The organism is Streptomyces abyssalis, from assembly GCF_001751365.1.
Lineage (GTDB): Bacteria > Actinomycetota > Actinomycetes > Streptomycetales > Streptomycetaceae > Streptomyces > Streptomyces abyssalis.
This window is the reverse complement of the sequence record NZ_LJGT01000040.1, coordinates 609,586-632,486: the sequence shown is the minus strand read 5'-3', so window position 1 is coordinate 632,486 and position 22,901 is coordinate 609,586. Positions and strand designations below refer to the sequence as shown.

The 22,901-nt window shown below is 73.6% G+C and carries 19 protein-coding genes; 12 read left to right on the top strand and 7 right to left on the bottom strand.

All coding sequences use genetic code 11. The features are described 5' to 3' along the window. Positions 1–4: 4 nt before the first annotated feature. From dnaG to AN215_RS17620, 4 genes are all read right to left on the bottom strand, one after another. Complete coding sequence (gene dnaG / locus AN215_RS17635) at positions 5–1,933, bottom strand: DNA primase (RefSeq protein WP_070011691.1); 1,929 nt, start codon at positions 1,931–1,933, stop codon at positions 5–7. A gap of 340 nt (positions 1,934–2,273) precedes the next feature. Continuing rightward, complete coding sequence (locus AN215_RS17630; RefSeq protein WP_070011690.1) at positions 2,274–3,551, bottom strand: NAD(P)/FAD-dependent oxidoreductase; 1,278 nt, start codon at positions 3,549–3,551, stop codon at positions 2,274–2,276. Between the two features lie 165 nt (positions 3,552–3,716). Then, positions 3,717–5,189 carry a deoxyguanosinetriphosphate triphosphohydrolase gene (locus tag AN215_RS17625; RefSeq protein WP_079123154.1) on the bottom strand — a complete coding sequence of 491 codons (1,473 nt, stop codon included), beginning with the start codon at positions 5,187–5,189 and terminating at the stop codon, positions 3,717–3,719. A gap of 130 nt (positions 5,190–5,319) precedes the next feature. Next, on the bottom strand, positions 5,320–6,186 hold the full coding sequence (locus tag AN215_RS17620) for a sirohydrochlorin chelatase (RefSeq protein WP_070031216.1): 867 nt from the start codon (positions 6,184–6,186) through the stop codon (positions 5,320–5,322). 335 nt (positions 6,187–6,521) lie between these two features. Here AN215_RS17620 and AN215_RS17615 point away from each other — a divergent pair, with 335 nt between their 5' ends. The 3 genes from AN215_RS17615 (at position 6,522) to AN215_RS17605 (ending at position 10,283) form a co-directional block, all read left to right on the top strand. Beyond that, a complete protein-coding gene (locus AN215_RS17615) occupies positions 6,522–8,723 on the top strand; it encodes a molybdopterin oxidoreductase family protein (RefSeq protein WP_070011687.1) in 2,202 nt (733 codons plus the stop codon). A gap of 224 nt (positions 8,724–8,947) precedes the next feature. Further along, complete coding sequence (locus tag AN215_RS17610) at positions 8,948–9,754, top strand: ArsR/SmtB family transcription factor (RefSeq protein WP_070011685.1); 807 nt, start codon at positions 8,948–8,950, stop codon at positions 9,752–9,754. Positions 9,755–9,872: 118 nt separating this feature from the next. Next, a complete protein-coding gene (locus AN215_RS17605; protein ID WP_070011683.1) occupies positions 9,873–10,283 on the top strand; it encodes a VOC family protein in 411 nt (136 codons plus the stop codon). A 104-nt stretch (positions 10,284–10,387) separates the two neighbouring features. Here AN215_RS17605 and cutA read toward each other — a convergent pair whose 3' ends face one another. Continuing rightward, complete coding sequence (gene cutA, locus AN215_RS17600) at positions 10,388–10,729, bottom strand: divalent-cation tolerance protein CutA (protein ID WP_070011682.1); 342 nt, start codon at positions 10,727–10,729, stop codon at positions 10,388–10,390. Positions 10,730–10,902: 173 nt separating this feature from the next. Between cutA and AN215_RS17595 the strand changes: the two genes are divergently transcribed. Next, positions 10,903–11,298 carry a VOC family protein gene (locus AN215_RS17595; protein WP_070011680.1) on the top strand — a complete coding sequence of 132 codons (396 nt, stop codon included), beginning with the start codon at positions 10,903–10,905 and terminating at the stop codon, positions 11,296–11,298. Here the strand turns inward: AN215_RS17595 and AN215_RS17590 are convergent. Next, entirely contained in the window at positions 11,238–12,002 is a 765-nt protein-coding gene (locus AN215_RS17590) for a helix-turn-helix transcriptional regulator (RefSeq protein WP_070011675.1), read from the bottom strand. The two genes, AN215_RS17595 and AN215_RS17590, sit on opposite strands and share 61 nt — an antisense overlap. Positions 12,003–12,165: 163 nt before the next feature. On the opposite strand from AN215_RS17590, the gene AN215_RS17585 reads away from it, so the two are divergent. The 3 genes from AN215_RS17585 (at position 12,166) to AN215_RS17575 (ending at position 16,927) form a co-directional block, all read left to right on the top strand. After that, on the top strand, positions 12,166–13,626 hold the full coding sequence (locus AN215_RS17585) for an NAD(P)/FAD-dependent oxidoreductase (RefSeq protein ID WP_070011670.1): 1,461 nt from the start codon (positions 12,166–12,168) through the stop codon (positions 13,624–13,626). Then, positions 13,623–16,388 carry a nitrite reductase large subunit NirB gene (gene nirB / locus AN215_RS17580; RefSeq protein ID WP_079123153.1) on the top strand — a complete coding sequence of 922 codons (2,766 nt, stop codon included), beginning with the start codon at positions 13,623–13,625 and terminating at the stop codon, positions 16,386–16,388. Before AN215_RS17585 ends, nirB begins: the two co-directional genes overlap by 4 nt. Before the next feature lie 95 nt (positions 16,389–16,483). Continuing rightward, positions 16,484–16,927 (top strand): nitrite reductase small subunit NirD, encoded by a 444-nt coding sequence (locus AN215_RS17575; RefSeq protein WP_070031215.1) that lies wholly within the window; start codon positions 16,484–16,486, stop codon positions 16,925–16,927. A gap of 122 nt (positions 16,928–17,049) precedes the next feature. On the opposite strand, the gene AN215_RS17570 is transcribed toward AN215_RS17575, so the two are convergent. After that, positions 17,050–17,487 (bottom strand): MarR family winged helix-turn-helix transcriptional regulator, encoded by a 438-nt coding sequence (locus AN215_RS17570; RefSeq protein WP_070011668.1) that lies wholly within the window; start codon positions 17,485–17,487, stop codon positions 17,050–17,052. Between the two features lie 288 nt (positions 17,488–17,775). Between AN215_RS17570 and pcaH the strand changes: the two genes are divergently transcribed. The 5 genes from pcaH to AN215_RS17545 all read left to right on the top strand — a co-directional run bounded on the left by pcaH (position 17,776) and on the right by AN215_RS17545 (position 22,807). Beyond that, positions 17,776–18,543: a protocatechuate 3,4-dioxygenase subunit beta gene (gene pcaH / locus AN215_RS17565; RefSeq protein WP_070011666.1), complete on the top strand. Its 768-nt coding sequence runs from the start codon at positions 17,776–17,778 to the stop codon at positions 18,541–18,543. Continuing rightward, the gene (gene pcaG / locus AN215_RS17560) at positions 18,540–19,169 is read left to right on the top strand and encodes a protocatechuate 3,4-dioxygenase subunit alpha (protein WP_245694532.1); all 630 of its coding nucleotides are present in this window, start codon (positions 18,540–18,542) and stop codon (positions 19,167–19,169) included. Before pcaH ends, pcaG begins: the two co-directional genes overlap by 4 nt. A gap of 85 nt (positions 19,170–19,254) precedes the next feature. Further along, positions 19,255–20,832 carry a lyase family protein gene (locus AN215_RS28725; RefSeq protein ID WP_245694586.1) on the top strand — a complete coding sequence of 526 codons (1,578 nt, stop codon included), beginning with the start codon at positions 19,255–19,257 and terminating at the stop codon, positions 20,830–20,832. A 93-nt stretch (positions 20,833–20,925) separates the two neighbouring features. Then, positions 20,926–21,768 (top strand): alpha/beta fold hydrolase, encoded by an 843-nt coding sequence (locus tag AN215_RS17550; RefSeq protein ID WP_070011662.1) that lies wholly within the window; start codon positions 20,926–20,928, stop codon positions 21,766–21,768. A 121-nt stretch (positions 21,769–21,889) separates the two neighbouring features. Further along, a complete protein-coding gene (locus AN215_RS17545; RefSeq protein WP_070011660.1) occupies positions 21,890–22,807 on the top strand; it encodes an oxidoreductase in 918 nt (305 codons plus the stop codon). Positions 22,808–22,901: the final 94 nt, after the last annotated feature.

Below are 22,901 nucleotides of genomic sequence, written 5' to 3'. Positions count from 1 at the left end.
CGGCCTAAAGCGCCGCCGCGCCGCGTTCCTGGAGGGAGCGGCCGTACTGGGTGAGCGTCCAGATCTCCTGTCGTACGGCCGCGGAGCGCTCGTCGTCGCGCTGGGCCTCCAGACGCCGGGCGCTGCTCTCGAGGTCGGCGATGCGCGCGTTGACGGCGGCGAGGCGCACGGCGACCAGCTGCATTCCCGCGTACATCTCGTCCGGCTCACGGCCGCGGGCGCTGCGCAGCGGCTCGACGACGAGTTCGTGCACGAGCGCCCGCACGCCGTCGTCGGGCGCGGTGGAACGGACACGGGTGACGAAGTCGTCGTCGGCTCCGGTCACGCCGCCTGCCGCCTCGACGGCCTCGCGGACGGCGGCGTAGGGCGGGGCGGTGAACTCGTCCGTGCCGTAGGCGTCGAAGGCCGGTGCGACCAGTTCGGGGCGCTGCAGGGCGAGTTTGAGCAGCTCCCGCTCGACGCGGTGTGCCGGGCTGCGCAGGTTGAGGGCGGGCCCCCCGCGTGCCGCCGTCTGCTGCGGCGCTCCCTGCGCGGCGGACTCGGGCGCGGCCGCAGCGGGCCCCTGGCCGTACGCGCCCGCGCGCGGTGCGCCCCTGCCCGTGGTGCGGCGGCGGGCGAGCTGGCCCAGGCGCCGTACGACGAACTGCGTGTCCAGGATGCCGAGGAGCCCCGCGAGACGCACCGCGTACTCGTGCTGGATGGACGGGTCCTTGATCTGCGCGACGACGGGCGCCGCCTGCTCCAGCGCGGCCGAACGGCCTTCCGCCGTATCGAGGTTGTGCTGACCGACGATCGAGCGGATGGCGAACTCGAAGAGCGGCGAGCGCCCTTCGACGACCTTCGCCACCGCCTCGTCGCCCTCGGCGATCCGCAGTTCGCACGGGTCCATGCCCTGCGGTGTGATCGCGATGGACGTACGGGCGGCGAACTTCTGGTCGTCCTCGAAGGCTCGCAGCGCCGCCTTCTGCCCGGCCGCGTCGCCGTCGAAGGTGAAGATGACCTCCGAGCCGGAGTTGTCCATCAGCAGACGGCGGAGGATCTTGATGTGGCCCTCGCCGAAGGACGTGCCGCTGGTGGCGATGGCGGTGGTGACGCCGGCGAGGTGGCAGGCCATGACGTCCGTGTAGCCCTCGACGACGACGGCGCGGTTGCCCTTGGCGATGTCCTTCTTGGCCAGATCGATGCCGTAGAGGACCTGGGACTTGTGGTAGATCGGCGTCTCGGGGGTGTTGAGGTACTTGGGGCCGTTGTCGTCGTCGCGCAGCTTGCGGGCGCCGAATCCGACGACGTCACCGGTGATGTCGCGGATGGGCCACATCAGACGGCCGCGGAACCGGTCGATCGGACGCCCGTTGCGGGCTTCCTGCGCGAGGCCCGAGGCGGTCAGCTCCCTGTCGGAGAAGCCCTTGCCGCGCAGGAAGCGCACGAGATGGTCCCAGCCCGCCGGTGAGTAGCCGATGCCGAAGTGCTCCGCCGCGGACTGGTCGAAGCCCCGTTCGGTCAGGAACCGCCGGCCCGCCTCGGCCTCGGGGCCCTGCAACTGCTCGGCGTAGAACTGCGCGGCCACCTTGTGCGCTTCGACGAGGCGAGTGCGCTCGCCCTGCTGGCTGGAGCGGCCGTAGCCGCCCTCCTCGTACCGGAGTGTGATGCCCGCCTGGCCCGCCAGGCGTTCGACGGCCTCCGAGAAGGAGAGGTGGTCGACCCGCATCACGAAGTCGAGGGTGTCCCCGCCCTCCTGGCAGCCGAAGCAGTGGAAGACGCCCTTGGCCGGACTGACGTGGAAGGAGGGGGACTTCTCGTCGTGAAAGGGGCAGAGGCCCTTGAGATTGCCGCCGCCGGCGTTGCGCAGCTGGAGATACTCGGAGACCACGGTGTCGATGGGGACCGCGCCCCGCACCGCTTTCACGTCGTCGTCGTTGATCCTGCCCGCCACACCGGAATTGTACGGTGGGCCGCCGACACGTCGTCCTGCCCGGACGGGGTGCGGAGCCCCTGGCGGGGTCGCCGCCCGCAGGCGCGACAGGCGAAGTGCATCGGGCATCGGGCGTCGGACGTCGGACGTGGGCGTCGGGCGTCGGGCGTCGGGCGGTGCCGCTGTCGCGTCGCCGCGGACGCCGCCGCGGGCCGCGTCGCCGTCACCGCACCGTCAGTCGCTCAACGGCAGGCGCGGCCGGGGCCGTTGGCGTCCGCGCGCCCGGAAGCGGCCGCCGCGGCGGGCGCGGCTGCACGCGCCGCTCCGGCTCCGCCGGCCCTGCTCCGCCCCGGCACCGGCGTCAGCCCTTCCCGTTCCCGTGGCCGCCGAGGTCGCTCAGCGGTACGTCCGGATCGGCAAGCTTGTCCGGTTCGACGGCGACGCGGGAGCGGATCAGGTCCTGTACGGCACCGGTCACGTCCCACACGTTCACGTTGAGCCCTGCCAGTACGCGGTTCTCACGCAGCCAGAAAGCGATGAACTCGTGCTTGGCGACGTCGCCGCGGCACACCACCTGGTCGTACGAGCCGGGGGGCGCGTAACCGGAGTACTCCAGGCCCACGTCGTACTGGTCGGAGAAGAAGTAGGGCACCCGGTCGTAGACGACGTCACCTCCGAGCATCGAACGTGCCGCTGCGGGGCCGCTGTTGAGGGCGTTCGCCCAGTGCTCGACACGCAGTTCCGCGGCCCACGGGGTGTCGCGCACCGAGGCGACGTCACCGGCCGCGTAGATGTCCGGATCGGAGGTGCGCAGCGCGGAGTCCACGGCCACTCCCCCGCCCTGTCCGGCGGAGAGTTCCAGCCCCGCCGCCTCGGCGAGGGAGGTGCGCGGTGCGGCGCCGATGGCGGCGAGCACGTCGTGGGCCGGGTGCTCTTCGCCGTCGTCGGTCCGTACGGCCTGCACCATGCCGTCCGCCCCGGTGATCTCGCAGACCCGCGCACCGAAGTGGAAGCGCACGCCGTGCTCCTGGTGGAGGTCGGCGAAGAGCATGCCCATCTCGGGGCCGAGCACGGAGTGCAGGGGTGTCGGTTCCGGTTCGATGACGGTGACCTCCGCCCCGTACGCCCGTGCGGCCGCGGCGACTTCGAGCCCGATCCAGCCCGCGCCGGCGATGACGAGGTGACCGTTCTCCTGCCCGAGTGCCGAGAGCCGGCCGCGCAGCCGGTCGGCGTGTGCGAGGCGCCGCAGGTGGTGCACGGAGGCGAGGGACGTGCCGGGGATGTCCAGGCGGCGCGGTTCGGCGCCGGTGGCGAGCAGGACTTTGTCGTAGTGGAGGCGGGTCCCGTCCCCGAGCTGCAGGCTCTTGGCCGGGCGGTCGAGGCGTACGACGGTCTGGCCCAGGTGGAGTTCGATGTCGGCACCCGCATACCAGGCGGGCTCGTGCACGAACACGCTCTCCCGTTCGTCGGACCCGGTCAGATATCCCTTGGAGAGGGGCGGACGCTCGTAGGGGTGGTCGCGCTCGTCGCCGATCAGGATGACCCTGCCGGTGAAGCCTTCGGCACGCAGGGCCTCTGCGGCTTTCGACCCGGCGAGCCCTCCGCCGACGATGACGAACGTCCGGTGTGCGTCGACCACTTGGTTCCTCCTCGCTGATCTGACCCCCCGACGGAATCGTCCCCGTGCGAGCGTCCCGCATCGGACGGGCAGCGGGAAGAGGCCCCGGCGCTGCGGTGGGCACATCCGGACACGAACGGGGTAAGGGCGGCCCCGGCCGGACGGTCCGCGGACCGTCCTCACCGGCTACGGGCGGGCCGCCGCGGGGCGGGTGAGGCGCATGTGGAGCGAGCGTGCCGACACGTCCGTCAGGGCGGCGATCTGGTCGACGACCACGCGCAGCCGTGCCGCGTCGTCCCCGGCCTCCCCGAACAGGGCCCGGAACTGCGGGTCGAGCCCTTCGGGTGCGCGTGAGATCAGCGCGTCCGCCAGCTCGCCGAGCACGACGCGCTGGTCGGCCCGGAGACGTTCCAGCTCGTCACGCTGCATCACATAGCGGTCCGCGACGGCCTTGAGCACCGCGCACTCCAGGCGTACGCCGCGCGGAACGACGAGTTCGGCGGCGTAGCGGGTGAGACGTCCGGAGCCGTAGGCGGCTCGCGTGGCTCCTTCGGCCGCGAGACAGAACCTGCCGATGAGCTGGCTCGTGGCGTCTTTGAGCCGGGCCTGCGCCACGGCGGAGCCGTCGTAGCCGTGCGGCCACCACTCCTGCTCCAGCAGCCGGTCGAGGGCTTCGGCGAGTTCGCCGTGGTCGGTGCCCGGCGCGTAGCGGCGCGCGGCGACGGCGAAGATGTCGCGGCGCTCGGGCTCGGCGAGGAGCAGATTGGGGTCGAGATGGCCGGCGTGCAGACCGTCCTCGACGTCGTGCACGGAATAGGCCACGTCGTCGGCCCAGTCCATGACCTGCGCCTCGAAGCACTTGCGGCCGCCGGGTGCGCCGCGGCGGAACCAGGTGAAGACGGGCAGGTCGTCCTCGTACACACCGAACTTCGGTGAGGCGGGGTCGGTGGGGTGGGAGCCGCGCGTCCAGGGGTACTTGGTGGCGGCGTCGAGCGCGGCCCGCGTGAGGTTGAGGCCGACGGGGATCAGTGCGCGGGCGGCTCCGCTGCCCGGACCGGCGCCGTCGGTGCCGTCGGCGGCGGGGCCGGGCACGGGGCCGTGGTGCGGGTCCGTCTCCGTGCCCGTGCCGGGGTCGGTGCCGGTGTCCGGCTCGAGAAAGCGCTTCGGCTCCAGCCGGGAGAGCAGCCGCAGCGACTGCGCGTTGCCCTCGAACCCGCCGCAGGGAGCGGCGATCTCGCTCAGCACGCGTTCGCCGTTGTGCCCGAACGGAGGGTGCCCGAGGTCGTGTGCGAGACAGGCCGTCTCCACCAGATCCGGGTCGCAGCCGAGCGCCGCCCCCAGCTCCCGTCCGACCTGCGCGCACTCCAGGGAGTGGGTGAGACGGGTGCGCGGGCTGGCGTCCCACGCCTGCGCGCTGCTGCCCGGCGCGACGACCTGGGTCTTGCCTTCGAGCCGGCGCAGCGCGGCCGAGTGCAGGACGCGGGCACGGTCGCGCTGGAAGGCGGTGCGGCCCGGCCGCTTGTCGGGCTCGGGTGCCCAGCGTTCGATGTCGGACGGGCCGTAGGGCGCGGGGGCACCGCCGGCGCCCGTGGCGGCGCCCGTGCCCGTGCCGGTTCCGGTGCCTGTGCCGGCGGCCTCTGTGTCATACGTGCCGTGCATACGCCGACGGTAGCGGCACCGGTGGCAGGCGGGTCCTCCGGCTGCCACCGGATTGCGTGGCCGGCGCGTTGGCCGGTGCGTTGGCCGGCGCGTGCTGTGCGGGTGGTCGGTACGTGGCCGCCGGTGGCCTCTACGCGTGTACGGGCGCCGGCGGGCGCCCCGCCCCGAGGGCCGCCCGTGCCTCGTCGAAGCGGTGCAGCACGAGGCGGACCAGCGCGGGATGGTCGCCGATGGGTGCCGAGGCGGCCCAGGGCGCCTCGGCCGCGCAGCGCGAGGCGAAGTGACCGGGCGCGGTGAAGCAGGAGGCGAGGGCGATCCGGCGCCGTCCGGCCTCGCGCAGGGCGCGCACCGTGTCGGCCACTGTGGGGCTCGCGGCGGAGGCGTACGCGGGCAGCACGGGTGTGCCGCCGAGCCGTTCTCGCAGGCCGGCCGCGATGCGCCGGGCGCCCAAGGCGGACTCGGGGTCGCGTGAACCGGCGGAGGCCAGCACGACGGCGTCCGGGGCGACAGCGTCACGGGTGAGGGCGTCCGGGGCGACGGCGTCACGGGTGAGGGCGTCCGGAGCGACGGCGTCACGGGCGGCGGCGCTGCGCGCCCGTACCGCCTCCGTCAGCCGCGTGTGCAGCGCCTCGGCGAGAAGCGGATGCGGACCGAGGGGTTCCGCGACGGTGCCGCGCAGGTGCGGTGCCGCGGCGAGTGCGCGCGGGATGTCGTGCTTCACGTGGTGCCCCCGCCCGAACAGCAGTGGTACGAGCACCACTTCGCTGCCGCCCGGAAGCCCGGCAAGGGTGTCCGCCAGACCGGGTTCGTCGAGTTCGATGTGTCCGAGCACCGCACGCAGACCCGGCCTCGCGGACCGTACGGACGCGAGCAGCGCGGTGACGGTGCGCAGCGCACCCGGGTCGCGGGAGCCGTGGGCGACCGCGACGAGCACCGGGGCGGCGGGCGGACGTACCGCGGTGAGCTGGGAGTGGAGCTGGGTGGTGAACCGGGTCATGAGCTGCGCCGTGCTGTCGAGACCGTGGAGCGGGACGAGGAGGGGACCGCGGCCGGGGCCCGGACCGGGGCCGCAGCCGGGACCGGATTCGGGACCGGATTCGGGACCGGATTCGGGGCCGGATTCGGGGCCGGATTCGGGTGGGAGCGACGCCGTCATGGAGCGAGACTGCCGGGCGGTCTTTGCGGCCCTGTTGCGGCCGCCCGCCGGCTTCGTTGCGAGGCCCTCACAGCCGCCGCATCTCACCGGCGGGACGGCGGGGCGCTGAGGACCGGTTGCCTGGCGTGTTACCTGCGCGGCTGCCGCCCGTAACAGGCCTGCCCGACTCTGATGCCATGCACGTGAGTCCCGCCGCGGCCCCCTCCTCCGTCGCCGCCCAATCCCCCTCCGGAACCGACACGCACTGCCCGTACTGCGCGCTGCAGTGCGGCATGACGCTGCGCCCCGCGGCCGACGGCGCCGGGCGGACCGGCCTGGAGGTCACCGAGCGCCCCTCCTTCCCCGTGAACCGCGGGGCGCTGTGCGGAAAGGGGCGCACGGCGGCCGAGGTGCTCGCCCCGCACGTCCGCCTCACACAGCCGCTGGTACGGAGCGCTTCCTCGGGCGAACTGGAGCCCGCCGGCTGGGACGAGGCCCTCGGTCTGGTCGCCGGAGCGCTCGCCCGTACGCGCGAGGAGCACGGCGCGGACGCGGTGGGCGTCTTCGGCGGGGGCGGGCTGACGAACGAAAAGGCCTACGCGCTGGGCAAGTTCGCCCGTCTGGTGCTCGGCACCTCACAGATCGACTACAACGGCCGTTTCTGCATGTCCTCGGCTGCCGCCGCCGGCACCCGGGCCTTCGGCGTGGACCGTGGGCTGCCGTTCCCTCTCGCGGACGTCGCCCGTACGGACTGCCTCGTACTCGTCGGCTCGAACCTCGCCGAGACGATGCCGCCCGCGCTGCGCTACGTCACCGAACTGCGCGAGAACGGCGGCAAGTTGATCGTCGTCGATCCGCGCCGCACCCGCACCGCCGAACAGGCCGACCTCCACCTGGCACCACGCCCGGGCACCGATCTGGCGCTCGCGCTGGGCCTGCTGCATCTGGCCGTCGCCGAGGGCAGGCTGGACACGGAGTACATCGAGACCCGCACCAGCGGCTGGCCGGAGGCCCGCAGCGCGGCGATGGCGCACTGGCCGGAGCTGGTGGAACGCGTCACGGGCGTCCCGGTGCCCGAACTGCGCCGCGCCGCGGGGCTGTTCTGCGACGCCGGGCACGCCATGGTGCTCACCGCGCGCGGGCCCGAGCAGCACTCGAAGGGCACCGACACCGTCGGCGCCTGGATCAACCTCTGCCTGGCGACCGGCCGTCCGGGCCGCCCGCTGTCCGGATACGGCGCTCTCACGGGACAGGGCAACGGGCAAGGCGGACGCGAACACGGCCAGAAGGCCGACCAGTTGCCCGGCTACCGCAGACTGGACGACCCGGCGGCCCGCGCACACGTGGCCGGGGTGTGGGGCGTAGACCCGGCGAGTCTGCCGGGCCCGGGACGCAGCGCGTACGAACTCCTCGACGCGCTCGGCGGCGACGTGCGCACGCTGCTGCTGGCGGGCTCGAACCCCGTCGTGTCCGCGCCACGTGCCGCGCACGTCGAACAGCGCCTGCGCGCACTGGACTTCCTCGCCGTCTGCGACGTCGTGCTGTCGGAGTCCGCGCGCCTGGCCGACGTCGTGCTCCCGGTGACGCAGTGGGCCGAGGAGACGGGCACGACGACCAGCCTGGAAGGCCGCGTCCTGTTGCGCCGCAAGGCGGCCGACCCGCCCGAGGGCGTGCGTACGGACCTGGAGGTGCTGGAGGCTCTCGCCGCGCGCCTCGGCTGGGAGAAGGGCTTCCCGGCGGATCCGGAGGAGGTCTTCGACGAGCTGCGGCGCGCCTCCGCGGGCGGCCCCGCCGACTACTCGGGCATCAGCTACGACCGGATCGCCCAGGAGGACGGGGTCTTCTGGCCCTGCCCGGAACCGCCCGGCGGCGAGGGCGAGGGCGCGCGGCCCCCGCATCCCGGTACACGGCGGCTCTTTCTCGACCGCTTCGCCACCCCTGACGGGCTGGCCCGCTTCGTACCCGTGATGCACCGTCCGGCCGCCGAGGAGCCGGACGAGGGCTATCCGCTGCTGCTGACCACTGGCCGGGTGCTCTCCCAGTACCAGTCGGGTGCGCAGACCCGGCGCGTCGGCGCGCTCAACTCCGCGGCGCCGGGACCGTTCGTCGAGCTGCACCCGCGGCTCGCCGAGCAGCTGGGCGCCGAGGACGGCGACGCGCTCACTGTCGTCTCGCGGCGCGGGCGTGCGGTGGCGCCCGCGCGGGTGACGCGCGGAATCCGGCCCGACACGGTCTTCATGCCGTTCCACTGGGACGGCGAGGGGCGCGCGAACTCCCTCACCAGCGCGGCGCTCGACCCGGTCTCGCGGATGCCGGAGTTCAAGGTCTGCGCGGTACGCGTCGAGCGGGCAGGGCCCGGCGCGGCGGCGCCCGGTGACGCGGCGTCCCCCGAGGCGTAGCTCCGGAGCCGCCACTTCCTCGGGCCCCAAGAGCCGGGCGTGGAACGGGCGTTGGCGGACACGGACCGGGTCGCGGACACGCCCTGAGGCCACCCCGGGCACCACCGGCCGACGCAGAACCCCTCCGAGGCATCGCCGCGAGCATTGACATGCAGCCGGACGGCTGCCTATATTTCATGCAGCCAATCGGCTGCGTATTCGCAGGATGGGAGCGACGGACCAGGATGGACGAGGTGTTCAAGGCGCTGGCCGACCCCAGTCGCCGGCTGCTGCTCGACAGCTTGAACTCCCGCAACGGGCAAACCCTGCGCGAGCTCTGCGCCGGTCTGGAGATGGCGCGCCAGTCGGTCAGCAAGCACCTGGCGGTGCTGGAGGCCGCCAACCTGGTGACCACGGCGTGGCGCGGCAGGGAGAAGCTGCACCACCTCAACGCCGTGCCGATCAATGCCATCGCGGAGCGCTGGATCAACCAGTACGACCGCGACCGCGCCCAGGCGCTCGCGGATCTGAAGCGAGCATTGGAGCAAGAACCCATGAGCAGCACCGAGTTCGTCTACACGACGTACATCAGCACGACGCCCGAGCGGCTCTGGCAGGCCCTGACCGACCCGGCGTTCACCCGCCGCTACTGGGAGACCACCTTCGAGACCGACTGGAAAGCGGGCTCGACGATGGTCTGGAACGGGCACGGCGGAAGGACCGAGGACCCCTCCCAGGTCGTCCTCGAATCCGAGCCGTTCCGCCGGCTGTCGTACACCTGGCACACGTTCACCCCGGAGTGGGCGGAGGCGGCCGGGGTGGGCGAGGATGTCCTGGCCCAAGTCGCCGCCGAGCGGCGGTCGAAGGTGACCTTCGAGATCGAACCTCTGGGGAAGCTGGTCAAGTTGACCGTCGTGCACGACGACTTCGAGCCCGGCAGCCCCCTGCTGGAGATGGTCGGCCAGGGGTGGCCGCATCTTCTCTCCGACCTCAAGACCCTGCTGGAGACCGGCGAGACGATGCCCGGCCCCGAGCCCGCCGGGGCCTCCTGACCGGCGGCGCCACGCCCGCGCACCGTCCCGCGGGAAAAGCTCCGCCGGCACCGATGAGTTGCCGCCGCGCCGGCGGTCTGTCTCTGCACAGGGAAAAACAGCAGAAAGGCGGCAAACCGTGTCCAAGAAGATCTTCGTCAATCTCGCCGTGAAGGACCTCGCCAAGTCCCGGGACTTCTTCTCCCAGCTCGGCTACTCCTTCAACCCGCAGTTCTCCGACGAGAACGCCGCATGTCTCGTCATCAGCGACGACATCTTCGCCATGCTGCTCACCGAGCCCTTCTTCAAGTCGTTCACGAAGAAGGAGATCGCCGACGCAGGCACCGGCACGGAGGTGATGCTCGCGCTGAGCGCCGACAGCAGAGCCGAGGTCGACGAGCTGGCCGACAAGGCCCTGGCCGCCGGCGGCCGGGCCGCGGGCGACCCGCAGGACCACGGCTTCATGTACGGGCGCAGCTTCTACGACCTCGACGAACACCACTGGGAGGTCGTGTGGATGGACCCGGCCGCGATGGAGGGGCAGGGCTGAGAGACGGGCCCCGGTCCGGCGGCCGCGCCCCCGGGAAGCCGGGCCGCCGGGCCCGTCCAGGCCGCTCGGGCCCGGACCGGCCCAGGTCGCCTCGGACCGGCCGGTCAGACCGGCCCGGGGGCCGAGGTCTCCTCCTCGACCCAGGCGAGATAGCCCTCGCCGCCCCGCACCACGGGTGTCGCGATGATCTCCGGGACGTCGTAGTCGTGCGCCCGGTGCAGATAGGCCTCCAGCGCGTCGTAGCGTGCGCTGCTCGTCTTGAACAGCACCTGCCACTCCGGGTCGTTCTGCACGGCGCCCTCCCACCGGTAGACGGAGGTGACGGGCGCGCTGATCTGCGCGCAGGCGGCCACGCGTTCGCTCACGGCACCGGCCGCCAGCTCGCGGGCCTTCTCCTCGCTGCCGGTCGTCGTCAGCACGGTCAGAATCCTGGCGTCGTCGCTCATCGCTCCACCCTGTCACCCCGTACGCCCGGGACGCGCGGCGCCCGGTTCACGGATGCGGTGCGGGTGCGGATGCGACCCGGCACGTACGCGGCGAAGGCCACCTCCGCAGAGCGGTGGCGGCGCGTCCGATTCGTTCAAGACCCGCGGCGCCGTCCGCGCCTAGCGTGCGTGGCATGACACCACGTTTCGACCTCATCGGCCTCGTGGCCGCCGACATGGCGGCCGCACTGGCCTTCTACCGCCGGCTCGGCCTGGACATCCCCGCCGAAGCCGACAAGGAGCCGCACGTCGAGGCGGCACTTCCCGGCGGACTGCGGATCGCCTGGGACACCGAGGAGACCATCCGTTCCTTCGATCCCGGCTTCGACCCCGGACCCCGCGGTGGCGGCCGCATCGGCCTCGCCTTCCTCTGCAACTCCCCCGCGGACGTCGACCGCCTGTACGCCGAACTCACCGGCGCCGGATACGAAGGACACAACGAGCCCTGGGACGCCTTCTGGGGTCAGCGCTACGCGGTCGTGGCCGACCCGGACGGCAACGGCGTCAGCCTCTTCGCGCGGCTCTCCTGAGGCACCAGCCGCGTCAGCGGAACACCGGCCAGCGCCCTGACCTCGCGCGAGAGATGGGCCTGGTCGGCATACCCGGCGGCCGACGCGACCTCGGCGGGCGGCACTCCGCGGGCCGCCAGCCGCAGGGCCTCCTGCATACGCAGCACCCTCGCGAGGGTCTTCGGCCCGTAACCGAACGCGTCCAGGCAGCGCCTGCGCAACTGCCGCTCGCTCAGCCCGACCGCGGCGGCCACCTCCGTCACGCTCCGGCCGCCCGCGAGCAGTTCCGCGACCGCGCCGCTCACCGGCGTCACCGACGGCGCCCGCGCCGCGAGCCGGCCGGCGGCGACGGCCTCCAGCACCCGGCCCGTCTCCGGCGCCTCCGCGACCCGCTCCGCCAGCATCCGCACGGCACGCTCCGGCCACACGTCGGCGAGCGGCACCCGCTGATCACACAGCTCATGTGCCGGTACGCCGAAGACGAGCGGCCCCGTGCCCGGAGGAAACCGGAGCCCGGTGATGCGGGCACCGGGCCGGCGCGCGAACAGATGGGCCCGCGTATCGGGCCCGGCGACGACCAGCGCGCCGTCCCACATCAGCAGGTCCATGCACCCGTCGGGCAGAACCCGTCCCTCGCCGTCGCCCGGCTCTCCCGTCCTCCCGGGCGCGCCGGTGTGCGTCCACACCACGGCTCCTGCCACCCTCGACCGCCGCTCCCGGTACATGCCGCCATCATGAGGCCGGCCACCGACAACGGGCCCCTTCCCGCCGGACATGCGCCTCGTGGCGCACCGCTCACAGCGCCCGAGGCGCCCCGCTGAGGGCACCGTTCCCCCGGGGAAACAGACGTGATCCGACCGGGTAACAGGCGCACCGCACTCTCGTGGCATGACTTCGGGACAGCGCGTGGTGGTGATCGGGGGCGGCATGGCCGGTGCCCGGCTCGCCCAGCAACTCGGCGCGGCGGACGCGGGCGCGGGTGCCGCGGACGCGAGTGCCTCGGGCACCGGCGTCGGTCTCGGCGGTTCGGCCGCGGACGTCACCGTGGTCGGCGAGGAGCCGCACGCCCCGTACAACCGGGTGCTGCTGGCGGACGTGCTCGCCGGGCAGTACGCACCGGAGGTCGTCGCGCTGCCCGCGGGCCGGGCCCGGTGGCTGCGGGGTGTGCGCGCCGTCCGCATCGACCGCGCCGACCGGCGCGTCGTGTGCGACGACGGCGGCGTCCTCGCCTACGACAAGCTGGTGCTCGCCACCGGTGCCAACCCCGTACTGCCGCCGCTGCGCGGCCTCTTCACCGCCGGAAGTGGCGAACTGCCCGACGGCGTACGGGCGTTCCGCACCATGGACGACTGCCTCGCACTCCGGCGCGTGGCCCGTCCGGGCCTGCCCGCGGTGGTCGTCGGGGGCGGGCTGCTCGGTGTGTCCGCGGCGCGCGCACTCGCCCGGTGCGGCGCGCAGGTCGTGCTCGCGCATCAGGGCGAGCGCCTCATGGAGCGGCAACTCGACGCGGGGTCCGCGGCGTTGCTGCGGGCGCACCTGGAGGAACTGGGCGTCGAGGTGCACACGGAGTGCCGTGTGCGCGGGCTGCGCACCCGGCCGCGTGACCCGGAAGGCAACGGCGCGCCCGACGGGACGCGCACCGGCGGCAACGCGGGCACGGGCACCGGCACCGGCCCCGGCACCGGCCCCGGCACCGGCACGCGCACCGCCGGCCCCACAGGACGCGGCCCCCGCGCCGCCCCCCGCGTCGCCCTCCGCGCCGTCGAACTCGCCGACGGCTACGCCCTCGACGCCCGGCTCGCCGTCCTCGCGTGCGGCGTACGCCCCCGCACCGGACTCGCCGAGGCAGCCGGTCTGGAGGTCTCGCGCGGCGTCGTCGTCGACGACCGGCTGCGCACCAGTGACCCGCACGTGTACGCGATCGGCGACTGCGCCGAGCACGACGGCGTCCTGCACGGGCTGGCGGGCCCCGCGCAGGATCAGGCCGACGCCCTGGCCCGCGTCCTCACCGGGGACGACCGGTCCCCGCACTACCGCGGCTCCCGCACCCTGACGCGCCTCACCCTCGCCGGGGGCGCCCCGTACGCCGGAACCTCCGGGCGCCCCCTGGACCTGGCCGCGTTCGGCGACCCGCTCCCCCGTGAGGACGACGACGTCGTCCACCTCACCGACGCCACCCGCGGCGTCTACCGGAAGGTCGTCGTGCGCGGCGACCGGCTCGTCGGCGGCATCCTCCTCGGCGACCTGACCACGGTCGGCACACTCGCCCGCACCTGGGAGGACGACCGGGAGCTGCCGCCGGAGCCGCTGCTGCACCTGCTCACCCACGACGGAGAGGCCCTCCGATGACACCCCCGACGACCACGCCCACGACCACGCCGAGCCCGGAGGCAGCGGCGGAACCGGAGACGGCGGAGGCAGCGGAGGCAGCGGAGGCAGTCGCGACGCCGACGATCGTGCTGGTCGGCCACGGAATGGTCGGCCAGCGCTTCCTGGAGGCGCTGGCGGCCCGCGGCACGACAGCCGCCGCGCGGGTGGTCGTGCTGTGCGAGGAGTCGCGGCCCGCGTACGACCGCGTCCGCCTCAGCTCGTACTTCTCCGGCACGACGCCCGACGGACTCGCCCTGTGCGAGGACGACTTCGTCTCCTCGCACGGGATCGAGCTGCACCTCGGCGACCCCGCTGCCGCGATCGACCGCGACCGGCGTACGGTCACCTCCCGTTCGGGCCTGACGGTCCGCTACGACACCCTCGTGATCGCCACCGGCTCCTACCCCTTCGTGCCGCCCGTGCCGGGCAGCGACAGCACGGGGTGCTTCGTCTACCGCACCATCGACGACCTGCTCGCCATCGAGGCGTACGCGAAGACCTCGGCGGACACGGGCGTGGTCGTCGGCGGCGGGCTGCTGGGGCTGGAGGCGGCGGGCGCACTGCGCGGGCTCGGACTGCGGACGCACATCGTCGAGTTCAGCGAACGGCTCATGGCGCTCCAGGTGGACGCGGGCGGCGGCTCGGCGCTGCGCCGCACCCTCGAAGGCATGGAGCTGGAGGTCCACACGGGGGTGGCGGGCGAGCGGATCGTCACCGACCGGACCGGCGCCGTCTCCGCCATGACGCTCTCGGACGGGTCTCAACTCCCGGCCGGAATGGTCGTCTTCGCCGCCGGCGTACGCCCGCGCGACCAGCTCGGACGCGACGCCGGCCTCGACGTGGGCGAACGCGGCGGCATCGTCGTCGACGAGCACTGCCGCACCGCCGACCCGTGCGTGTACGCCATCGGCGAGTGCGCCCGTACGGCCGACGGGAAGGTCCACGGACTGGTCGCGCCCGGCTACGACATGGCGGAGACCGCCGCCGACGCGGTCGCGGCCCGACTGGCCCCCACGGCAGGTGCGGTGACCGGTGCGGCGGCAGCCGCGTCCGCCGTGGGCACCGCGCAGCTCCGCACCTTCACCGGTGCCGACACCTCCACCAAGCTCAAGCTCCTCGGCGTCGACGTGGCCTCGTTCGGCGACGCTCACGGCACCGCCGAGGGCAGTCTGGACGTCGTCTACTCCGACTCCCGTGCGGGCGTCTACAAGAAGCTGGTGGTCTCCCCCGGGGGAACGCTGCTCGGCGGCGTCCTCGTGGGCGACGCCGAGTCGTACGGCACGCTGCGCGCGCTGACCGGCTCCGTGCCGCCCGTGCCGCCGGAGTCGCTGGTGCTCCCCGCCGGCTCGGGCGCGCCGGCGGCGCTCGGCCCCGCCGCCCTCCCCGACGACGCGGTCGTCTGCAACTGTCACCACATCGACAAAGGCACCATCCGGGCCGCCGTCTCCGAACACGGCTGCAGGGACGCGCCGTCGGTGAAGAAGTGCACCAAGGCCGGTACGGGCTGCGGCAGTTGCGTCAGGGTGCTCGGGCAGATCGTGGACGCGGAGCTGGAGGCGAACGGCGTCGCAGTCGACGCGGGCCTGTGCGGCTGCTTCGCCTATACACGCGCCGAGTTGTACGAGATCGTGCGCACCCTGCGGCTGACGACGTTCGCCGGACTCCTGGACTCGCACGGCCGCGAGGACGCCCGCCGGGGCGACGGCTGCGAGGTGTGCAAGCCGGCTGTGGCCTCGGTCATCGCCTCGCTCGCACCGTCCATCGGCGCCGGAGGGCACGTACTGGACGGCGAACAGGCCGCGTTGCAGGACACCAACGACCACTTCCTCGCCAACCTCCAGCGCAACGGCTCGTATTCGGTCGTACCGCGTGTGCCCGGCGGTGAGATCACGCCGGAGAAGCTCATCGTCGTCGGCGAGGTCGCACGGGACTTCGGCCTCTACACGAAGATCACCGGCGGCCAGCGCATCGACATGTTCGGCGCACGCGTCGATCAGCTGCCGGCGATCTGGACCCGCCTGGTCGACGCCGGATTCGAGTCGGGTCACGCGTACGGAAAGGCGCTGCGCACCGTCAAGTCCTGTGTGGGCAGCACGTGGTGCCGCTACGGCGTGCAGGACAGCGTGCGCATGGCCGTCGGCCTCGAACTGCGCTACCGCGGTCTGCGCTCGCCGCACAAACTCAAGTCGGCGGTGTCGGGGTGTGCCCGGGAGTGCGCGGAGGCGATGGGCAAGGACTTCGGGGTGATCGCCACCTCGTCCGGCTGGAACCTGTACGTCGGCGGCAACGGCGGTGCGACGCCGCGCCACGCCGACCTGCTCGCGCAGGACCTCAGCGATGCCGAACTGGTGCGCCTGACCGACCGGTTCCTGATGTTCTACATCCGCACCGCCGACCGGCTGGAGCGCACCTCCGCCTGGCTGGAGCGGATCGACGGCGGGCTGGAACACGTCAGGGACGTCGTCGTGCACGACTCCCTCGGGCTGTGCGACGAGTTGGAGGCCCTCATGGCCGACCACGTCGCGCACTACCGCGACGAGTGGTCCGCCACGCTGGCCGACCCCGAGAAGCTCGCCCGCTTCGTCTCCTTCGTCAACGCGCCCGACGTCCCCGACCCGACGGTGCGGTTCGTCGAGGAACGCGAGCAGATCAAGCCGGACTTGACGCTGCTGTCGGGCCCGGACATCCCCGTACGCACCGCGGAACGCACACCGGAACCAGAAGGGACGGCCACCCGATGACCATCACGAAGACGGCAGTCAGGCGGAAATCCGGGGAGGAGACCTCCCGGGCCGCCGCTGCTTCCGCCGCCTCTGCTTCCGCCGGCACCGGCACCGTGGCCACCACCACCGCCGCCGCGGTCTGCGGCGCTGCCGCCGCTGCCCCCCGCATCGAAGTACGGGACGAGCAGGGCTGGTTCACGGTGTGCAGCCTGGCGGACCTCATTCCGGGGCGGGGTGTGGCGGCGCTGCTGCGGGACGGTTCGCAGGCCGCCGTCTTTCTCGACCGCGCGGGCCGTACGTACGTCATCGGCAACCGGGACCCGTTCACGGGCGCCTACGTCCTCTCCCGGGGCCTGCTCGGGTCGGCGAAGGAGGCCACCGGCGGCACGCCGCAGGACACCGGGCCCGGCGCGGAAGGTGACGCGAGCGGCGCCGGCGCCGGCGGCGGGGCCTTCGTGGCCTCGCCCTTGCTGAAGCAGCGCTTCGACCTGCGTACCGGCCGCTGCCTGGACGACGACGGCGTGAGCGTGCCGGTCTTCCGCTCCCGCACCCGCTGAACCCGCCCGCCGGACCGCACGCGCGGGAGCCCGCAGCCCGCCGCCCGCTCCCCGCGCGTGCAGCGCCCGCTCCCGCCGCCGCGGGCGCGGGCGCACCCGCGGCAACGGGGGCGGGCCGCCGGTCAGCCGCGCAGCTCCTCCGCCGCCGAGGCCACCCTCGCGATGAGCCGGAGCAGGGTCTCCTGCTCCTCGCCGTCGAGCGGCGCGAGAAAGACGCGGTTCATCCGCGCCGTCCGTGTGACGAGCTTCCGGTGCAGCCGCCGGCCGTCCTCCGTCAGCTTCAGCACATTGCGGCGCCCGTCCTCCGGATCGCGCACCCGCTCGAGAAGCTCACGCCCCGCGAGGCGGGCCACCAGGTCGGCGATGGTGGAGCGGTCCAGGTGGACGTGCTCGCTGAGGGTCCGCTGGTCCATGCCCGGCTTCTCCTCCAGCGCGTTGAGCACGGCGAACTGCGGCGACGTCGTCTCCTCCGAGACCATCGCCCCCCACAGCAGAGAGTGGGCCTGCTGGAGCCGCCGGGCGAGATGACCCGGGTGCGTGCTCAGATCGACCGCAGCCATTCGCTCACCGCTCCTGCTCTCTCTTCCCGTTCACGAATTCGATCGTGTACTGACTGATTCTGGCCCCCGATGACACGCAGTGTCGAGTCTTTCCCGAGTCTTCCTGGACCTTGACGGGCCTTCCCCGGAGTGGCAGCGTCAGAATGGTTCCGCAGAAATACTCAGCATACTGAGCAATGTGACAACTGGAGCCCGAGCAGCCCTTCAGGGCAGCCCTTTCCGCGACTCGTTCCTCATCCCGTGTCCCTCATCCCGTGTCCGTCCGCGAGGACCGACAGGAGTACGTCCATGCCCCTCACCCAGCGAGACATCGACCGCGAGGTGGCCGAACTGCGCGACGCGTACGAGAAGTCACGCGCCGCCGGAGCCCCCGCCGCACACCACCCCTCGCGCGCCTACGCCCCCTACCGCAGCAGCCTGCTGCGGTTCCCCAAGCGGCCGCTGGTCCCCGTCGAGCCCGACCCGGAGACCGTCGAACTGCACACTCCGGTCTTCGGCCCCACCGACGTCACCGACACCGACAACGACCTCACGGTCCGGCACAGCGGCGAGCCGCTCGGCGAGCGGATCACCGTCTCCGGCCGGATGCTGGACCGCGCGGGGCGGCCCGTGCGCGGACAGCTCATCGAGCTGTGGCAGGCCAACGCCGCAGGCCGGTACGCACATCTGCGCGACCAGCACCCCGCACCGCTGGACCCCAACTTCACCGGCGTCGGACGCACTCTGACCGGCGACGACGGCAGCTACACCTTCACGACGATCAAGCCCGGCGCCTACCCCTGGCGAAACCACGAGAACGCCTGGCGCCCGGCGCATCTCCACTTCTCGCTCTTCGGGACGGCGTTCACGCAGCGCCTGGTGACCCAGATGTACTTCCCGGGCGACCCTCTCTTCGCCCACGACCCGATACTGCAGTCCGTCACGGACGAGCGGGCACGGCAGGCGCTGGTCGCGGCGTACGACCACGGACTCTCCCGCTCGGAGTGGTCGCTGGGCTACCGCTGGGACATCGTCCTCGACGGACCGTCCGCCACCTGGATCGAGGAGGGCCGATGACCGGGCCGATGACCGAGCGGACGACCGGGGGGACGGGCGCAGACACCGGCCTGCAGCCGACTCCGTCCCACACCGTGGGCCCCTTCTACGGCTACGCCCTGCCCTTCCCCGGCGGAGGCGACATCGCCCCGGAGGGCCGCGACGGCACCGTCACCGTGCACGGGCACGTGTACGACGGCTCGGGCGAGCCCGTGCCCGACGCCCTCATCGAACTGTGGCAGGCCGGCCCGGACGGAGATCTCTCCGGGGCGCCGGGGTCCATGCGGCGCGATCCCGTCGACGGCGGTCATCTGGGCCGCAACGGCGTGGACTTCACCGGATTCGCACGTGTGCCCACCGACGCGGACGGCCACTGGACGGCCCGGACGCTCAGGCCCGGCGCACGCACGGGCCACGCCCCGTACATCAGTGTGTGCGTCTTCGCGCGAGGACTGCTGCACCACCTCTTCACCCGCGTGTACTTTCCGGAGGACAATCAGGCACACGCCGACGACCCGCTCCTCGCCTCGCTCGACGCCGAACGGCGCGAGACCCTGGTGGCAACGGCCGGCCCTGCCACGGGCTCGTACCGCTTCGACATCCGGCTTCAGGGCGAGAAGGAGACGGTTTTTCTTGAGTTCCACTGAACCGGGCGCAGGTCCGGGGCCGGGTCCGGAGACGGAGCCGGCCCCGGGCCCGGCTCCCGCCCACGGCCCGGAGGACGTCGGTCTTCTGGCGCCGGTACGGGCCGGCTCCGCCGCGGAGTCCGCCACGGGCGACACCGCGCTGCTGCAGGCCCTGCTGGACGCCGAGGCCGCTCTGACCCGGGCGCAGGCGAGCCTGGGCCTCGCGCCGGCGGCCGTCGCTGCTGCGGTCACGGAGGCCGCCCGCGCCGGCCGCTTCGACGCACGCGGGCTGGCACTGCGTGCCCGCTCCGGCGGCAACCCCGTGATCCCGCTGGTCGCGGATCTGACGGACGCCGTCGGACCGGAGGCGGCGCCGTACGTGCACAGGGGCGCCACCAGCCAGGACATCCTCGACACCGGACTGATGCTGGTCGCCGCGCGCACGATCGACGCGATGCTCGCCGACCTGGACCGCACGGCACGTGCACTGGCCATGGCGGCCGCCGAACACCGCGACACGCCCATGCCGGGGCGGACGCTGACGCAGCACGCCGTGCCCACGACGTTCGGCCTCAAGGTAGCGGGCTGGAGAAGCCTGGTGCTGGACGCCCGCGACCGGCTCTCGGCGGTACGGGCCGCGCTCCCCGTCCAACTGGGCGGCGCGGCAGGCACACTGGCCGCCTTCGCCGCCCACGCGGAGGCGGACGGCGCACCGCACGCCGAAGGCACGGCCCCGGCCACCGGGACCACCACCACCGGGACATCCGGCGCGGCCGGCGCGCCGGGGCCGACGTCGGGCCCCGGCAGCCACGGCCCCGAGGCCGAGTCCCCGGACGGTGCGGCCCACGGCGTCCCCGCCACCGACCTGGGCCTGCGCCTGCTCGCCGCCTACGCACGCGAACTGCCGCTGGCCGAACCGGCCCTGCCCTGGCACACGCTGCGCACCCCGGTGGCCGACCTGGGCTCGGCGTGCGCCTTCACCTGCGGTGCGCTCGGCAAGTTCGCCGCCGACGTGCTCGTGCTCTCGCGCAGCGAGGTGGGGGAGGTCGGCGAGGGCGGCGGCGGCACCTCGTCCGCCATGCCGCACAAGACCAATCCCGTACGGGCGACCCTCGTCGCCGCCACCGCGCGGCAGGCTCCCGCGCTCGCCTCGACGCTGCTGTCCTCGCTCGCCGCCGAGGACGAGCGGCCCCCGGGGGCGTGGCACGCCGAGTGGCAGCCGGTGCGCGAACTGCTCCGGCTGACCGGCGGTGCGGCACACGCCGCCGCCGAACTCGCCGAGGGGCTGCAGGTCTTCCCGTACCGCATGCACGAACACCTCGCCCTCACCGAGGGGCTCATCGTCAGCGAACGCTTCACTGTCGCCCTCGGGCCGCTGCTGGGGCGCGCCCGCGCGCGCAAGCTCCTCGACGCCGCCTCCCGCAAGGCCGTCGACGAGGGGATCACCCTGGACGAGGCCCTGGAGGAGGAAGAGCCCGCCCTGCGCGAGATGCTCTCCGGGGAGCGGCTGCGGGACCTGACCGACCCGACGCACTACACCGGGTCCGCGCCCGCACTCACCGACCGGGCGCTGCGCCGCGGCCCCGCGGACCCGGCCACGACCGTGGCCTCAGCCCCGACTGCAGCCCCGACCGCAGCCCCGACCGGCTCAGAAGACACGACCCCCGAAACTGGAGAGCGGTGACAGACCATCGGCAACGGAATCCCATCTCCCGCATCGCCCGGAGACGACTCACGCGGCACGCCTCGAAGTTCCAGCCGGCCCGGAGACATCACCGTGACCGCTTCCGTCCCGCCCGAGCCCGCGCCGCTCCCGTACCACCGGCTCGACGGACCCGCTGACGGACGGCCGATGATTCTCGGCCCCTCCCTGGGCACCTCCCTCGCGGTCTGGGAGCCCCAGCTCCCCGCGCTGATCCGCACCCACCGCGTGCTGCGCTGGGACCTGCCGGGCCACGGGGCCTCCCCGGCCGAGCCGATGGCCGGCTCCTCCAGCGAACTGATCCCGTGCGACGGCACCGCGACCGTCGCACACCTCGCCGAGCTGGTCCTGCGCGCCGCGGACGCCCAGGGCTGGGACGAATTCGCCTACGCCGGGGTCTCGCTGGGCGGCGCGGTCGGCCTGCACCTCGCGGTGCACCACCCCGAGCGGCTCACGGCGCTCTCGCTCGTCTGCTCCTCGGCCCGGTTCGGGGAGCCGGCCGCCTGGCGTGAGCGTGCGGCGGCCGTACGCGCGCACGGCACCGAGTCCATGATCGCCTCACGGCCCGGGGTGTGGTTCGCGCCCGACTTCGAAGGCACGCCGCACGGGACGGCGCTGATCGAGGACCTGCGCTGCACGGCGGCCGCCGGCTACGCGGCGTGCTGTGACGCCCTCGCCGCCTTCGACCTGCGCGGACAGCTCGCCGAGGTGACGGTGCCGACCCTCGCGGTCGCCGGACGCCTCGACCCGGCGACGCCTCCCGCGCACGCCCGCGAGATCGCCGACGGCATCCCCGGCGCGGCCCTGGTCGAGGTCGCGGGCGCCGCGCACCTGGCCAACGCCGAGTGTCCGGACGCGGTCACCTCGGCCCTTCTCGTCCACCACGACGGCCTGCCGGGGCCCGGGGAACGGTGGTGAGCGCCGGGCGCGCACAAGCGGCGGGCCGCTTCCCGGTCCCGCGCACGGTCCGGGCCGCTGTCCGGCGGCCGGTCCGGTGGAGCCCTCGCGCGGTCCGTCCGCCCGCCATACGCTGACTTGCATGAGCTGGACAGCGCGCAGCATCCCCGACCAGAGCGGACGTACCGCCGTGGTGACGGGAGCCAACAGCGGCATCGGCTACGTGACCGCGCGCGAACTGGCGCGGCGCGGCGCCCGCGTGGTGCTGGCGTGCCGCAGCGAGCAGCGCGGCGCCGCCGCCCTGGACCGGCTGCTCTCCCAAGTGCCCGAGGCCCGCGCCGAGTTGCGCCTGCTGGACCTGGCGGATCTGTCGTCGGTACGGGAGTTCGCCGCCGCGCTGCCCCACAGCCGGCTCGACCTGCTGGTCAACAACGCGGGCCTGATGGCGGTTCCGTACGCGCGGACCGCCGACGGCTTCGAGATGCAGTTCGGCGTGAACCACCTCGGCCACTTCGCCCTGACGGGGCTGCTGCTGGAGCGGCTGCTGTCCGCGCCCGGTGCGCGTGTGGTGACGGTCGCCAGCATGGCGCATCTGCTGTCCAACATCGACATGAGCGACCTCGGCAGCGCGCGCCGCTACCGGCCGATGGCGGCCTACGGCGCCTCGAAGACGGCCAACCTCCTCTTCGTACGGGAACTGGCCCACCGCGCCGACCGCAAGGGCCTCGACCTGACCGTCACCGCCGCCCATCCCGGTTACGCGCGTACCGAGCTGCAGGCCAAGGGCCCGCGGCTGGCCGGGAAGGCCGGGCGCGAACGCCTCACGCGGCTGGTCACCGACGTGGTCGGCGCCTCCGCGGACCAGGGCGCGGCGCCGGTCCTGTACGCGGCGACCGCGCCGTACGTGCACGGCGACTCCTTCTTCGGGCCGCGCATCCTCGGGGTGCGGGGCGGCCCCGGCGCCGCCCCGCGAGCGCCCTGGACGCGCAACGACATCGCGGCGGGGCAGCTCTGGGCGGTCTCGGAGCGGCTGACCGGCGTCGCCTACGCGGGGCTGTGACCGGGCTGCTCCACCGCCGCCGCACCGGTGGGGGCCTTGGTGTGCGGCCACGGCGTCGGGCATGGTTCTCCTGCGCCCCGTACGGACCCGCCCG